The 14,129-nt window shown below is 59.9% G+C and carries 12 protein-coding genes and 2 pseudogenes; 1 reads left to right on the top strand and 13 read right to left on the bottom strand.

What is annotated here, in order from left to right; translation table 11 throughout:
* The 9 genes and pseudogenes from JJ869_RS06910 to JJ869_RS06870 all read right to left on the bottom strand — a co-directional run.
* A pseudogene (locus JJ869_RS06910) lies at nt 1-368 on the bottom strand (GMC family oxidoreductase N-terminal domain-containing protein); the annotation flags it as partial.
* Between the two features lie 400 nt (nt 369-768).
* Nucleotides 769-918, bottom strand: a pseudogene (locus JJ869_RS06905) (3-oxoadipyl-CoA thiolase); the annotation flags it as partial.
* A gap of 244 nt (nt 919-1,162) precedes the next feature.
* Nucleotides 1,163-2,785, bottom strand: coding sequence for a dihydroxyacetone kinase subunit DhaK (locus tag JJ869_RS06900; protein ID WP_292265528.1), 1,623 nt, complete (start codon nt 2,783-2,785; stop codon nt 1,163-1,165).
* Between the two features lie 11 nt (nt 2,786-2,796).
* Entirely contained in the window at nt 2,797-3,792 is a 996-nt protein-coding gene (locus JJ869_RS06895; RefSeq protein WP_292265527.1) for an ABC transporter ATP-binding protein, read from the bottom strand.
* Complete coding sequence (locus tag JJ869_RS06890; RefSeq protein ID WP_292265525.1) at nt 3,785-4,882, bottom strand: ABC transporter ATP-binding protein; 1,098 nt, start codon at nt 4,880-4,882, stop codon at nt 3,785-3,787. The genes JJ869_RS06895 and JJ869_RS06890 overlap by 8 nt, the downstream gene beginning before the upstream one ends.
* Nucleotides 4,883-4,885: 3 nt before the next feature.
* The gene (locus JJ869_RS06885) at nt 4,886-5,074 is read right to left on the bottom strand and encodes a hypothetical protein (RefSeq protein ID WP_292265524.1); all 189 of its coding nucleotides are present in this window, start codon (nt 5,072-5,074) and stop codon (nt 4,886-4,888) included.
* The gene (locus JJ869_RS06880; RefSeq protein ID WP_292265523.1) at nt 5,071-6,009 is read right to left on the bottom strand and encodes a carbohydrate ABC transporter permease; all 939 of its coding nucleotides are present in this window, start codon (nt 6,007-6,009) and stop codon (nt 5,071-5,073) included. Before JJ869_RS06880 ends, JJ869_RS06885 begins: the two co-directional genes overlap by 4 nt.
* The gene (locus JJ869_RS06875; RefSeq protein ID WP_292265522.1) at nt 6,006-6,953 is read right to left on the bottom strand and encodes a sugar ABC transporter permease; all 948 of its coding nucleotides are present in this window, start codon (nt 6,951-6,953) and stop codon (nt 6,006-6,008) included. The genes JJ869_RS06880 and JJ869_RS06875 overlap by 4 nt, the downstream gene beginning before the upstream one ends.
* 121 nt (nt 6,954-7,074) lie before the next feature.
* Nucleotides 7,075-8,397 carry an extracellular solute-binding protein gene (locus JJ869_RS06870; RefSeq protein WP_292265521.1) on the bottom strand — a complete coding sequence of 441 codons (1,323 nt, stop codon included), beginning with the start codon at nt 8,395-8,397 and terminating at the stop codon, nt 7,075-7,077.
* A gap of 188 nt (nt 8,398-8,585) precedes the next feature.
* On the opposite strand from JJ869_RS06870, the gene JJ869_RS06865 reads away from it, so the two are divergent.
* A complete protein-coding gene (locus JJ869_RS06865) occupies nt 8,586-9,599 on the top strand; it encodes a LacI family DNA-binding transcriptional regulator (protein WP_292265520.1) in 1,014 nt (337 codons plus the stop codon).
* An 89-nt stretch (nt 9,600-9,688) separates the two neighbouring features.
* On the opposite strand, the gene JJ869_RS06860 is transcribed toward JJ869_RS06865, so the two are convergent.
* From JJ869_RS06860 to JJ869_RS06845, 4 genes are all read right to left on the bottom strand, one after another.
* Nucleotides 9,689-10,042 (bottom strand): RidA family protein, encoded by a 354-nt coding sequence (locus JJ869_RS06860; RefSeq protein ID WP_292265519.1) that lies wholly within the window; start codon nt 10,040-10,042, stop codon nt 9,689-9,691.
* A 17-nt stretch (nt 10,043-10,059) separates the two neighbouring features.
* Nucleotides 10,060-10,794, bottom strand: coding sequence for a DUF3726 domain-containing protein (locus tag JJ869_RS06855; RefSeq protein WP_292265518.1), 735 nt, complete (start codon nt 10,792-10,794; stop codon nt 10,060-10,062).
* On the bottom strand, nt 10,791-12,470 hold the full coding sequence (locus JJ869_RS06850; protein WP_292265517.1) for a hypothetical protein: 1,680 nt from the start codon (nt 12,468-12,470) through the stop codon (nt 10,791-10,793). The genes JJ869_RS06855 and JJ869_RS06850 overlap by 4 nt, the downstream gene beginning before the upstream one ends.
* 68 nt (nt 12,471-12,538) lie before the next feature.
* On the bottom strand, nt 12,539-14,089 hold the full coding sequence (locus JJ869_RS06845) for a BCCT family transporter (protein ID WP_292265516.1): 1,551 nt from the start codon (nt 14,087-14,089) through the stop codon (nt 12,539-12,541).
* Nucleotides 14,090-14,129 lie beyond the last annotated feature (40 nt).

The raw sequence follows: 14,129 nt of genomic DNA, 5'->3' as shown, positions 1-14,129 counted from the left end.
TTGATCGAGGAACCGCCGCCCACGACCTTGCCCATCGGTAGGATCAGCGAACGGCCATTGACCGCATCCGAGGGCTCGGCGCTGTAATTCCAGTCCCGCTCGGAGCGGATGTTGGTGCCCCACATGAGCGGGTTCAGAACTGCGTCAAGCTGGTCGGTGCCGCCCGCCTCGAGGACAAGAACGCGCGCATCGCTTTCGGCGGCCAGCCGCCCTGCGACCACTGCCCCACCTGAGCCCGAGCCGATTACGATGTAATCATAGGTTCCCGCCAAAGCGCGCGCATTGTAGCGTTGCGTGATCGCCGCATCGCCCAACGTCTGGGCCCAGGCCAGCGCGCTGCCAAGTGTCGCCCCCGCCGCGACGGCCATCTGGATAAAGGCCCTTCGCCCGATCCTTCCATGGACTAGCCCCGCTTACAGGGCCATCAATCTGTCGCCCTGTTCGAGAGCCTTGGAAAACAATTTCATCGCGCACTCCTCCCCGAATGATTTTGAGAACTCGAGGGATTCAGGCAGGACGCGCTGCCAATATGTGCAAAATAATGCTTAACCCAAATCAAGGCCTGTTTGAGGCTACACTCTTATTTTACCGCAGTAGCACGAATTAAATCCATACGCGCCGTACTTTCCCCCGGCCAACCCAGCATGACTCAAGTATCAATTAGGCATAATATTGCATAATTTCGGATTAACCTGCCCTCGGCGGTCCGAGCGCCAGCGCGGTGTCCTGTTCCACGCCGATGCTTATCTTGAAGAGTCCACTTCCGTTTCATCGTCGGGCAAGGTTGCGCATGGCGGTGCCGGCAAGCCGGACACCTGGCGCGCCCAGCGGATGACAAAGTGCACAGAGGCCGCCGTTGTTTTTCATGGGCCCGGCGTCGTCAGGCAGACCCAAGAGCCGAGTGACCGAAAGGGTCTGAGCGGCCCATGCCCATTACCGGACGATGGCGGCAACACCACAACGACAGCGCCTTGAATGACCTTGCGCCTGCACGTCGCTAACGGCCACATCAAACACTCCCGACCAAGCATTCCAGCCCTTGATCGACGCCGGGCGATCCAAGTCGCACATGAGCCACCCCGTCGGAGCAAACATCGGAATTCTGTCTGACTGCCGCTGAGCGCATTCGTCCCAGCTGCAGCATATTGCGGTTGATCAACGGTCATGATGCGAGTTGCTCGAAGAGGCGGGCCACGGCTTCTGCACCGGGGTCTACGTGACCTTGAAGTTGATCGGCATTGATGTAAGACGCACGCCCCGCTTTTGCCCGCGTGATTGTCGCGGTATGGTCCGCGCCTTTTCTTGCAGCCGTCGCGGCTTTGGCAAGGTCGCTTGCATCCAGTTCGTCCAGCGCCGGTTTCAGTGCGTCTACCATCGTGCGGTCGCCCAGTTGCGCGCCGCCGATCCGTTGCATCCGGTCCAGACCCTCTTTCAGGGCCGCAACCATGCTGAGTCCGCTGGACGCTGCATCACCTGCCGCAGTGAAGAAGATCGCCAGAAGAACGCCGGACGACCCGCCCATCGTCTGTGTCAGTTCCTGACCGATTGCCCGGAAAAGCTGGGTATGATCGGCCAAGGGCAACCGGTCGAGTGCGCCAATCAAGGCGCGCGCGGCGCCTGCCAGCGTAGAGCCCGTGTCGCCATCCCCGGATTTCGCGTCCAGCGCATTCAGGTCTGCCTCGGCAGCTATCAGGATCTGGCAGCAGCGCGTCAGGAAGTCGGCCGTGGCCTTGTGCTGGGACGGGATCGGCTGGATCGGACGCAAACCGTCGGGAAGTTCAACGGTACGTACGGGTTTGATCGCTTTGCAACCCGGCCAAGCCGAGGGAGCGCAGGGTGCGCTGAGCCAGGCATGATCTTCGGCTTTGAGCGGAAAGACCGATACGGAGAAGCCGCGCATGTCCAGCGACGTCATCATCGCTGCCGGACCGACAATCAGCTTGAGGTTCTTTCCGATGGAGGATTTCACCAAGTCATTGGCGAGGATGGACATTTCCAATTCAGAGGCCCCGCCAAGATTGTTCAACAGGACGACATGGGGAACAGGATCCATCACCGCGGCCAATTTGGCCGTCACAGCCGCCATCGCCTGTTCGGCATTGTGATAGTCGACCTGAAGCACGCCTGCTTCGCCATGAATGCCAAGCCCAAGCTCTGCTTTGCCTGCACCGATGCGCTGTTCTTTCGGTGAGCCGGGCACCGTGCAGGTGTCCAGCGACATACCGATTGATTTCGTGCCCTTGATCACGCGTTCGGCCACGTTCGTGATATCGTCGAGCGACGCGCCGCTTTCGGCCATGGCGCCGGCGATCTTGTGAACGAACAGCGTTCCCGCAACGCCACGCGGCTGTGGCAGGTCGGGAAGCGCGATGTCATCATCGACGATCACCATGTTGACCTTCAGGCCAAAAGCGCGCGCGCGTTCCGCAGCCAGCCCGAAATTCAGCCGGTCGCCAGTATAGTTCTTGACGATCAGCAAGCAACCTGCCGGGCCGGTGACGGAGAGGATGCCCGCCAGCACTGCATCGACAGAAGGCGATGCGAAGACATCGCCGCAGACCGCGGCTGTCAACATGCCCTCGCCTACGAAACCGGCATGGGCCGGTTCGTGACCGGATCCGCCACCCGAGACCAACGCGACTTTGGACTTGTCCCAATCCGCACGCAGGACAACCCGAATATGCGGATAGCCGTCCAGCCGGGCGAGATCGCCGCCCGATGACTGGAGCAGGCCGTCAATGGCCTCGATGACCGTAGCTTCCTTGTTATTGATGAATTGGGCCATGATATCCTCCCTCAGGCCAGTCGCCCGCCGATGGCGTCGAAGTAGAATGGATTATTGGGGCGAATTTTCACGATATCGCCCGATTTCAGAGTCGTATGAGCTTCAGTGACTGTCACGATTTCATGTGACTTGAAGCTCAGATGAAGGCGGGTCTGGTCGCCCAGATGTTCGACACGGGCAACGGTGCTATCCTCCCCCTCGCCCTGCACGATCTGCTCGGGACGCAGGCCGATGCTTTTCGCCTTTGCCGGAGCACCGGCAAACACGTCGGCCGGCAGCACATTGATGCGCGGCTGGCCAAGACGGCTGGCCGCATAGATGCTGACCGGGTCTTCGTAGATCTGGCGCGGCGTGCCGAACTGCACCAGTCGGCCCTTGTCCAGAACGCCCACGTGGGTCGCCATGGTCATGGCTTCGATCTGATCGTGTGTGACGTAAAGCAGCGTTGCGCCACGATCCGCCTGGATCGACTTCAGCTCGATCCGCAGATCCGCCCGCAATTTGGCGTCCAGAGAACTCAGCGGCTCATCCATCAGGTAGACCGCCGGGTTGCGTACCAAGGCCCGGCCAATCGACACGCGCTGCATCTCACCGCCCGACAGGGCGGTCGCCTTGTTCTCAAGCTTATGAGAGATTTGCAGGACTTCCGCAATCTCGCCCACCTTGCGATCAATCTCGGACTGAGGGGTCTTCAGGATTGGGGATCTCAGCGGAAATTCCAGATTCTGCCGGACGGTCAGATGCGGATAAAGCGAATACTGCTGGAACACCATCGCCACGTCGCGCTGAGCGGGTGACAACCCGGCCATGTCGCGCCCACCGATGCTCACCTGCCCACGGTCGGGTTTGTCCAACCCGGACACCATGCGCAACGTCGTTGTCTTTCCCGCCCCGGTCGGCCCCAGCAGAACAACAAAAGAGCCATCGGGCACCGTCATCGATACATCTTCGAGGGCGACATTCGTGCCAAAGGACTTGGTGACGCCTGTCAGGGTTACCTCAGCCATGGATCAGCACTCCTTCATTGGCGCGGGACCGCAGGGCGCGCCCCTGCGCGTTCTCGAACAGCGTAACGGTACGGGCATCGAACGACAGACCCGTGGTCTGGCCTTCGGTGATCTTGTCAGAGCTGGCCACCCGCGCCTTGAGTACACCGTTCGGGGTATCGAGCGTCACGATCTGCGTGGTTCCAAGGTATTCGGTCGCCACGATCCGCCCTCTGTAGCTGGCATTATCGTCCAGCTTTATGTGCTCCGGTCGCACGCCAAGCGACAAAGCTCCTTCGGCACCGTCGATGCTTGGGGGGATCTTGACCGCGACATCCCCCAGATACACCTCGTCTTGTCCTGCGCCGATCCTTCCATTGAAATCGAGGAAGTTCATCGGCGGCGACCCTATGAACTGCGCCACGAATTTGGTGGCAGGCCAGTCGTAGATATCCTGCGGGACGCCAAATTGCTCCACGACGCCATGGTTCATTACGACGATCTTGTCGCCCATCTGCATGGCCTCAAGCTGATCATGAGTCACGTAGACGGTTGTGGCCCCCATCCGGTCATGCAGGGCGCGGAGCTCTTCGGACATGTGCTCGCGAAACTCGGCATCAAGCGCACCAAGCGGTTCGTCCATGAAGAACGCCTTGGGATCACGCACGATCGCCCGGCCCAGCGCAACACGCTGACGGTCGCCACCGGACAGACCGCCGACGGGCCGGTCAAGAATATCGGTGATGCCAAGAATCTCGGCGACATCACCCACCTTTGCTTTGATCTGCGCGCGCGGCATGCCCTGGCTCTTGAGCGGATAGCTGATGTTGCCGCGCACGTTCATATGCGGGTACAGCGCGAACATCTGAAAGACGAAGGCGATGTCACGCTGACTTGCCGGTTTCTGGCCGACCTCTTCGCCATCGATGTAGATCTGGCCGCTGGTCGGAAGCTCGAGTCCCGCCATCATCCGCAATGTCGTGGTCTTGCCGCAGCCCGATGGCCCCAGAAGCATGAAGAATTCGCCATCCTCGATGGTAAAGGTCGATGATTGCACCGCCGTGAACGCCCCGAATTCCTTGCGCACGTTCTCAATTCTGATTTGTGCCATGGGTTACTCCGGGAAGTGGCTGACGATGATGAATATCACCGTGCCGATAAGGGTGATCAGGAAAGACCAGCTGTAGAGCGTGATCGCAAAGGGCTGCATCAGCATGACAACCCCGAGCGCAATCAGGATTGACGCCAGCATTTCCCACGGGCCACGGCGGAACCGCAGCAGTCCTGAGATGAAGTTGCTCATTTGCGCACCGCTCCGAAGGTGATCCCGCGCAACAGGTGCTTGCGCAGCAGGATGGTGAAGACCATGACCGGCACAAGGAAGATCGTGGCACCGGCGGCGACGGCGGGCCAGTCCTTGCCCGAAGTGCCGATGATCGTTGGGATGAACGGCGGCGCTGTCTGGGCCGTCCCGGACGTCAGAAGGACCGCAAAGGCGTATTCGTTCCACGCAAAGATCAGGCAGAAGATCGCAGTCGAGGCGATGCCCGTGGCCGCTTGCGGCAGCACCACCTTGTAGAAAGCCTGAAAGCGTGTGTAGCCGTCGATAAGCGCCGCTTCTTCGTATTCCACGGGAATTTCGTCGATGAACCCCTTGAGCAGCCAGACCGACAGCGACAGGTTCACCGCAGTGTAGAGCAGGATCATCCCAAGATGCGTATCGCTCAGGCCCAGTTGTCGAAACATCAGAAAGATCGGGATCGCAACAGCGATGGGTGGCATCATCCGCGTCGACAGGATGAAGAACAGCAGATCGTCCTTCAGCGGCACGCGGAACCGGCTGAACGCATAGGCCGCAGCAGTGCCCAAGAGCATGCACAGCGCAGTTGAACCGAACCCAATGATGACCGAGTTCATGAACCGTTCGCCATAGCGCGACGGGCCGGTGATGACCGTGCCCTGATCGCGGGCGATCTGGTCGTACCATGTCTGCGGCTCGCCCGCTGCGTCTAGCATGTCCTGTGTGGCGCGGGTGCGGTCGGTGAAGAGGTTGACGTAGCCTTCAAGCGTCGGCTCGAACACCACTTTCGGCGGGTAAGCAATGGAATCCGGGCCGGATTTGAAGCCGGTGGCAATGATCCACAAAAGCGGTGCGATGGTGATCAGCGCGTAGCCGATGACAAGGATGCCAGCGAACCACTTGGTCCCGTTGCTGGGTTCTGTGACGGAAAAGCTCATCTTTCTTTCACCTTGTTCAGCGCTTTGACGTAGATCGAGGCGAGGCCAAAGACGGTGACAAACAGGATTACCGCGTAGGCCGAGGAATAGCCCGTGCGCCACTTCTCAAACGCTTCCCGCTTGAGGTCGATCGAGGTCAGGGTCGTGGTGTTGCCTGGACCTCCGCCTGTGAGCTGCACGACAAGGTCAAACATCTTGAAATTCTCGATCCCCCGGAAAAGAACGGCGAGCATCAGGAAGGGCAGTACCATGGGAACGGTGATGGTCCAGAATTGGCGCCATTTGCTGGCGCGGTCACATTCCGCTGCTTCGTAGATGCTGTCCGGGATCGACCTGAGACCAGCAAGACAGATCAGCATCACAAATGGCGTCCACATCCACGTGTCGGCGATGATAATCGCCCACGGTGCAAGATGTACGTCGCCAATCATCGAAAAGCTTGCAGGATCGGCACCAGTGACAAAGGCAACCACGTAGTTGAACAATCCGATCTGCGGCTGGTAGAGAAATGTCCAGAAATTCCCGACCACGGCGGGCGAGAGCATCATCGGAAAGACGATGATCGTCGTCCAGAGGTCGTTGCCCCGAAACTTCTTGTTGATCAGGAAGGCCAGCGCGAACCCGATCAGCACCTGCAGGACAATCGTCCAGATCAGGAAATGCGCGGTGGCTTGCATCGTCGCCCAGATATCCGGGTCCGACAGGATGCGTTCGTAATTCTGCAGACCGACCCATTCCACCTCACGGTTCGGACGGTTCACCCGGTAATCGGTAAAGCTTAGCCGGATCGTCCAGATCAGCGGAAAGATGTTGACCGCCAGCAACAGGAAGATCGTGGGTGCCACGAAGATCCAGGCGATTGTGCGATCCGACAGGCCACGAATGCGTCGCGCCATGGACTCGGGCGTTGCCTGTGCGACCTTGTGGATGGGTGTGTCAGTCATTGTTCTGCCCCAACACGCGAAGTCTTGCACCCCGCGCCAAAGTTATGGTTAAACGGCCCTTGGCGACCGGAAAAGTCGCCAAGGGCGTTCGGGACGTCACGCGCCCCTGGAGGGAGAAGCGTCAGAGCTTGCCTTCGTCCTCGAAGACTTCGATCCAATCACGAACCAAGCCATCCAGAGCGTCCTGAGCGGTGCCCTCGCCTGCAATGACATAGTTGTGGATACGTTCCTGCATCGGCAGCAGAAGATCGGCATAGGCCGGTTCCGCCCAGAAGTCCTTCACGATGGCCATGCTGTCGAGGAAGGTCTGTGCGTAAGGCTGGCTGCTGGCAAAACCGGGGTCTTCGACCACAGCACGCAGGGCCGAATAGCCGCCCAGTTCCCACCAACGGGCCTGGATTTCCGGCTGTGCAAACCACTGGATATATTCCAGCGCCGCATCCTGCTTGTCGGAATAGGCAACGACCGAAATCCCCTGACCGCCAAGCTGAGCGAACTGGCCTGCGGGGCCTGTGGGGTTCGGGAAATACCCAGACTTGCCGCCACCGACGTTCGGGTCAGCCTCGACGCCCGGCCAGATGAACGCAAAGTTCATCTGCAACGCGACCTGGCCAGACCGATAGGCGTCGATATTTTCGCCCATGTACCAGTTGGACGATCCCGGAGGTGTCGCGGTGTCATAGAGCTCCTTGTAGAACTCTAGGCCTGCAACCGCGCCTGCCGAGTTTACGAAACCTTCCAGATCGTATGGCTTTTCAGGGTTTTCATAAAGGAAACCATAGTTGTAGAGGGCGTTGGTCACGCCCATCGTGATCCCTTCGGACCCCCGCTCGGTGTAGATTGCGGCACCATAAACGGTGGTGCCGTCGATGTCTCGGCCTTGGAAAAACTGAGCGATGTCCTTCAGTTCTTCCAGCGTGGTCGGAACGCCAAGGTCACGCCCGTACTTGTCTTTGAATTCCGCTGCGATTTCAGGACGTTCAAACCAATCCTTGCGGTAGGTCCAACCAACCACGTCGCCGAAAGCGGGCAGCGCCCAATAGTTCGGCGTGTTCTTGGGCCATTCGGAATACCCGGTGACGGTTGCGGGAATGAAATCGGCCATGTCGATGCCATTGGCGTCGAAGAAGTCATTCAGCTTCACGTAGTGACCGTTCTCAGCGCCCGCCCCGATCCACTGGCTGTCACCGATCATCAGGTCGCAGAGCTTGCCGCCAGAGTTCAGTTCGTTCAGCATCCGGTCTGCGAAATTCGGCCATGGCACGAATTCAAAGCTCATATTATGACCCGACTGCGCTTCGAAGTCTTTCGACAGCTCGACCAGCGCATTCGCAGGGTCCCACGCCGCCCAACACAGCGTCAGGTCTTCTGCCGCAGCCGAGGTTGCAGCCCCGCCCGCGATCAATGCCGAAACGGCAGCCGTCATCAAGTGTTTGGTATTCATTTAGATAGCCTCCCAGTTACGCTGCCGCAGCCCTCCTGCCGCGACTCGACTGATCACTAGGCTTAATTGAGGTACGCACCTCAGATCAACACGTTTCTGAGGTGCGTACCTCATTTAGGGCTTGTCCACACTCTGCAAGTCTGCAACAAACCTCAAGAAAACAACGGAAATATCGAGAAAACGGCCTCATGCGTCCGACCACAAAAGACCTTGCGAAAGCCGCTGGCGTGAGCCTGGCAACAGTCGATCGCGTGTTGAATGGCCGCTCTGGCGTCCGCAAGAAAACCATTGCCACCGTCAATGACGCGATCAAGAGAATCGGCTTTGAACGCAACCAGATCGCAGCCACTTTGGCGCGGCAGCGGGCCTATCGCTTTGCCTTTGCCGTGCCCCGGTCCGGCGGAGAATTCCTTGACGAAATCATTGAACGCATCCGCGAGTTTGACCGGGTTGGCCGAGCCGAGATGATCGAGACCGAGGTGATCCGCATTGATGACCGCGATCCACACGAAGCCGCCCGCACCCTTGGTCGTCTGTCACCAGACAAAATCGACGGGATTGCTATTATGGCGCCCGAGACGCCTCAAATCCGTGACGCGCTTCACCGAATGCGCGAGCGCGGGATCGAGACGATTCCCTTTGTTGCCAATCAGCAGGAAGACGGCTTTGTGGGCATTGACAACCGCGCCGCCGGGGCGACGGCTGGCCGCCTGATGGGACGGTTCCTTGGACAAAGGCAGGGCACTGTCATCGCTCTGACCGAGACCACCCAATCCCGCGACAGCCTTGAACGGCGCCTTGGCTTTGATGGGGTCGTCAACCGCGATTATACCAATCTGCGCGTCCTCCCTACCCTTGAAACGCACGGGGATCCGGGACGCACCCGACATGTACTGCGCAACGCTTTGGACGCACACGATGACGTCGTAGGGCTTTACATCATGGGGGCAGAGGCACGCACTCCGATCGAAGTCGGAGGCCAATTGAATGCAATCAATCGCCTTGTTGTTATCGCCCATGAGCGCACCCTCTCGACCGAAGCCGCGCTGCGGAGCGGTGAAATCGACGCCGTGATCCATCAGGATCCGGGTCACCTTGTACGTAGTGCCGTCCGAATTCTGAGGGCGAAATGCGAGAACAGAAGCACCCTCGCCTCGCAGGAACGCATCAGAATAGAAATCCTTATCGCAGAAAATCTGTGACGCGGGTTAGCCGGGACAACACAGTCGTCTCTCGGCAGCAGAAGTGCGCGGTGAAACAGCGATCACAAGTTCAAAAACCGGTGCTGTCCTCACTTCGGCGCGCGCGCAACCACGATCATCTCTACGCGCATTCCGGGACGCGCAAGAGCCACACCGCAGGTTGCCCGGGCCGGTGGGTTGGCGAGATCGACCCACGCGTCCCAAACCGCATTCATACCTTGAAAATCCGACAGATCGCTGAGCCAGACTTGAACCGACGCGATGTCGGCCTTGCTGCCACCCAGTTCGGCCATCACCGCGTCGATATTGTCCAACACTTCCCGAGTCTGTTTCGCGATGTCGCCCGTCAGATCATCGGGGATCTGACCCGCAAGGAACACGATATCCCCGATGCGGACCGCTTCGCTCATGCGACTCCCCGGGTGCAACCTTTGAACCGTCATTCGCCTAATCTCCTGTTTCAGTCGTTGTCACCTATCGCGGCGCCGGCCCCCGCGCGTGAGACCTCGGACGTCGGCACCGTGATGCGCAAAGCGAATGAATTGAGTTCACCCAACGTTTCCGCAGACACCATAAGTGGTTCCCATTGTGTCGAGGTGTCATCCGGAACGGGGCCTTCGACCTCGAGCGCGGCGTCCAGCCGCGTCTCTTGCTCAAGTGCAGCCGCATCACCGAACATCCCGCCATCCGCGGTCAACAGAACCGCGCCGCGGGACCAGACCAGCCGCAGGCCCTCGCGCCGGGTCCGAGCGAAGTCAGCCAAGAATGGCAACAGAAGGACCGGATGATCGACCGGGCCGACCCGAACGGCGGTTTCGACCAGCGACGTCTCAGGAAGCCTTGCATGATCGCACAACGCTGCCCCAAGCGCGATTGGGCATAGACCCCCGCCATCCGCTGCCCGAAATCGTCCAGGCGCAATCACCGGACATATCTCACGCCAAGAGCGGCCCTGCCCCACCCAAAGCTGGGCCAATAAGGCACCGGGTCCGTCCAGACCGCGCGTTGCCAGCCAGGCGGCAGCAAAGCCCGCCTCCTCGGCCAGTCCCCAACTCATCCCAGCGCCACGCGCGGCTTTAAGGCACAACTGCTCGATCTCGTTCTGCGAAAGCCGTGCGCCGTTGGTGGTGGGCACGGGTGACCCGGAACGGGTCGGATCGTTGGCTTCGACAGCCTCTTGCTGCTCTGCGGTCATGGCCAGCCTTCCGGGGACATGTCCGAAGGATATGGCAGCCCCTGAAACAGGCTGATCCGCACCCATTTGTCGGACCGTGGGTCGAAACGGCTGGCACCGAAGAAGGCCAGCTTGCAGCGCATCAGATCGATCGGCAGCATCTGTTCAGCGATCAGGTTGTCCTGCACCTCGGCATAGGGATAGCGGTGAAGGATTTGTACCCGCCTCGCCATGAACCGATGCTCGGGATGGGCCAGCAGGAATGCCGCCAATGCGACATCGCCGGGCCAGGCTGCCAGTGCCGAATGAAGGTCTTGCGCCAGCCGAGCTATGCACAACGGTTGCTCGAGCGACGCGCCGTCCTCCTCGAACCGATTGCCCAGCCGTGGTTCCAGCTTTTCCTCGGAGACGTACCAGAACCGCGCAACGTTTTCTGGCTGATCGAAATCAATGCCCAGCACCCAATCGTAGTGGTCTCTCAGGCTGGCAGACAGTGTCGCTACGGTCATGGCACCATCCAGCCGGAACGAAGCTCCTTCGTCCGCCGTCATGCAATCGGCCAGCCCGTCGACAAGATCACCATTTGGCTCAAGCATCAGCGCGATCAACGCCTCCTGTCCTTCCAGCGACAATGCGGTCTCGCCCCAGTGCCAGAGCGCGTCCCAGGGCTTTTGCGAATTCCGTTCAGGCCAGGTCGAGATCCGGTCGGCGAGACTAGAAAGGTCATCTCGCAAGGCGGCGAGTTTCTCGATCTGGATCGGATGGCTTGACTGCCACAGCTCGGCATTCTCTCTCGCTTCCCCAAGGGCCGTACGGAAACCGGCCACCGCTTCGGCACTTGCCCCATCTTGCGATCGGACGCGCGCAAGTGCCTCTTCGCGCGCCATCATCCAGTTGTTCAACAACACGGGGTGGCGCACCAGGAACGGGGCCATACCGAGCCCGGTGGAATTGCCGACACCCAGCCCTTTCTTGATGGCAGAATCCAGCCGCACCGCTGCGGCTCCGCCGCGAACGAAGGCCAAGTGTTCCGCGATGTCTACAGTGAATTGGCGTGTCAGCCAGACCGACAGCATCTCGGCCTGAAAGGGTGCGCTAAGTTCAGGTCTATCCGCAATGGCGGCGCGGTCGGCGGCACCGAACTTGCCAGAACCATAAACGGCTGTGGTCCGCATCAGGTATCCGACCGCCTCGACCTCGGCCATGTCGGGCTGCAACCCTTTGGCAAGCCGTTCGATGACATGGCCGAACAGCCGCACCGAGCGGTTTGCACGGCTCAGCGTCAGTTCCAGAGGGCTGACGCGACCGGCTTCCTGGAGTGGAACGTTGGCCTGCAAGCGGTCCAGATCAGCGGATGTGGGTTCCCCGTCGAAGAGAGCGAAGGTTGCATCCCAGGCTGTGGCGATCACACGGTCCGAGCGCATCTCGTCAGGCAGATCATGCGCGAATGCCACCAACGAGTATGTTCGATCCGGCCCAGTGGCGCGATAGACGGCGCGTCCGACGCCTGTTGCGTCGATCTCCCAGACCGGCCGGTCGAACGTCCACCCTTCCTCGATCACCCGACGCAGGAGGTTTCGAAGGAACGACAGGCGCGTCGGGTGCGCGCTGCCCATCCGTGCCAACCGCATCACTTCCGACGGCGGACGGCGGAACGCTGCGGCCTCGGGCATCGGGTTCAGGGAAGCGCAATCCATGGTGTCCTCGCGGGTCATCGGTCCATGGCGCGGCCGGTTTTGGTCCGCCCGCGCCTATTGAACTATGATCAGGCTTTCTTGCCCAGCATCAACGTGATGCGCAATGCATCCCAAAGCGACGGTAGCAGCACCAGCGACACGGGAACCGCCGTTACCACGATAAAGCTTTGCAGCTTGCCGATGCCGCCCGACCCGGTCGAGATCAGGATCAGTGCCATCACCGCCATTGCAAGCCCCCAGAAGGCACGCAGCGCAGTCGAAGGATTGTCGTCAGACATGGACGTTGCGATCACGTAACTCATCGAGTCGCTTGTGGTGGCGACGAAGATCATCGTTAGCACAAGAAACAGCAGCGACAGCAAAAAGCCCAGCGGCATGGCCTGAGTGATGGCCAACAGTCCAGCCGGCAGGTTGAAGCCTTCGAACGGTCCTGAAATGACGCCTGCGGTTGCCTGCGCGAGTCCAATGCCAGTACCACCAATGAGGGTGAACCAGAAATTGGTGACGATAGGCGCAACGATGGACAGCATCAGGATGATGGACCGGATCGACCTGCCCCGGCTGACACGAGCGATGAAGATCGCCATCAGCGGACCGTACCCCATGAACCAGCCCCAGAAGAACACTGTCCACCAGCCCAGCCAGCCCGGTTCGCCGAACAAGCCCGCTTCGCCGCGATACATCGCCATGTCAAAGAAGTTCGACAGGTAAACGCCCATGCCCCCGGCAAAGCCGTCAAAGATGAAGAAAGTCGGACCGGCGATAAGCATGAAAGCCAGCAGGACGAAAGCCAGGATCACATTGATCTTTGACAAAAGCTGGATGCCTTTCGACAGACCGGAAATCGCCGAAACGGTGTAAAGGCTGGCCAGCGCCAGGATCACGACAGTCTGGGTGGCGAAGGTGTCCGGTATGCCGAAGAGCGCGTTCAGTCCGTAGGACATCTGCAATCCCAGAAAGCCGATCGGACCGACGGTGCCTGCGACCACCGCAATGATGCATGACGCATCCGCGATCAGGCCAATCGGACCGTTGATCGCCTTGTCACCGAACACCGGATAGAGAAGTGTGCGCGGCGCCAGGGGCAGACCCTTGTCATAGTGGTAATGCATCAACATCACCGTGGTCAGCGACCCCAGGATCGCCCAGGCAAGAAAGCCCCAATGCAAAAAGCTTTGCGCCAGCGCCGCGTGGGTCTGCGCCTGAGGGTCACCGCTCAGATCACCAAAGAGCGGCGGAGTGGAGAGATAATGCGCAATCGGCTCGCCCGCAGCCCAGAAGACGCCGCCGCCTGCCAGAAGCGTGCACATGATCATGGAGCCCCATTGGAACACCGTGAATTCTGGTGTGGCCAGATTGCCCATTCGGGTCTTCGCACCGGGCAAAACGCATAGCACAAGACCGATCAGGAACGTGGCCAGCAGCAGCACCTGCCAATAGAGGCCGAAATACTTGGCCGAGACGTTAAAGCCCCAATCGACCATGCGCGACAGCAGGTCGATATCGTAGAGAGCCAGCGCACAGAACAGGGCGATAAAGCCACCGGTTACCGCGAACAGGGGTTTATCCACCCGTCCAAAATCGGCGGTAGGCGCTCTGGTTTCAGTCGTTTCGGTCATTTTGGTCCTCCCCAAAAAAGATCTTCCCGCCTCCCGTGCG

The sequence above is a fragment of the Marivita sp. genome (genome assembly GCF_017643905.1).
Taxonomy (GTDB): Bacteria; Pseudomonadota; Alphaproteobacteria; order Rhodobacterales; family Rhodobacteraceae; genus Marivita.
The sequence above is the reverse complement of the archived record's forward strand: the minus strand, read 5'-3'. Positions and strand labels throughout refer to the sequence as shown.

Excerpts from the sequence above, each read along its gene's own strand:
- JJ869_RS06850 (WP_292265517.1), bottom strand. The coding sequence starts at position 12,470 with ATGGATTGCGCTTCCCTGAACCCGATGCCCGAGGCCGCAGCGTTCCGC.
- JJ869_RS06880 (WP_292265523.1), bottom strand. The coding sequence starts at position 6,009 with ATGAGCTTTTCCGTCACAGAACCCAGCAACGGGACCAAGTGGTTCGCT.
- JJ869_RS06885 (WP_292265524.1), bottom strand. The coding sequence starts at position 5,074 with ATGAGCAACTTCATCTCAGGACTGCTGCGGTTCCGCCGTGGCCCGTGG.
- JJ869_RS06895 (WP_292265527.1), bottom strand. The coding sequence starts at position 3,792 with ATGGCTGAGGTAACCCTGACAGGCGTCACCAAGTCCTTTGGCACGAAT.
- JJ869_RS06865 (WP_292265520.1), top strand. The coding sequence starts at position 8,586 with ATGCGTCCGACCACAAAAGACCTTGCGAAAGCCGCTGGCGTGAGCCTG.
- JJ869_RS06875 (WP_292265522.1), bottom strand. The coding sequence starts at position 6,953 with ATGACTGACACACCCATCCACAAGGTCGCACAGGCAACGCCCGAGTCC.
- JJ869_RS06845 (WP_292265516.1), bottom strand. The coding sequence starts at position 14,089 with ATGACCGAAACGACTGAAACCAGAGCGCCTACCGCCGATTTTGGACGG.
- JJ869_RS06900 (WP_292265528.1), bottom strand. The coding sequence starts at position 2,785 with ATGGCCCAATTCATCAATAACAAGGAAGCTACGGTCATCGAGGCCATT.
- JJ869_RS06860 (WP_292265519.1), bottom strand. The coding sequence starts at position 10,042 with ATGACGGTTCAAAGGTTGCACCCGGGGAGTCGCATGAGCGAAGCGGTC.
- JJ869_RS06890 (WP_292265525.1), bottom strand. The coding sequence starts at position 4,882 with ATGGCACAAATCAGAATTGAGAACGTGCGCAAGGAATTCGGGGCGTTC.
- JJ869_RS06855 (WP_292265518.1), bottom strand. The coding sequence starts at position 10,794 with ATGACCGCAGAGCAGCAAGAGGCTGTCGAAGCCAACGATCCGACCCGT.
- JJ869_RS06870 (WP_292265521.1), bottom strand. The coding sequence starts at position 8,397 with ATGAATACCAAACACTTGATGACGGCTGCCGTTTCGGCATTGATCGCG.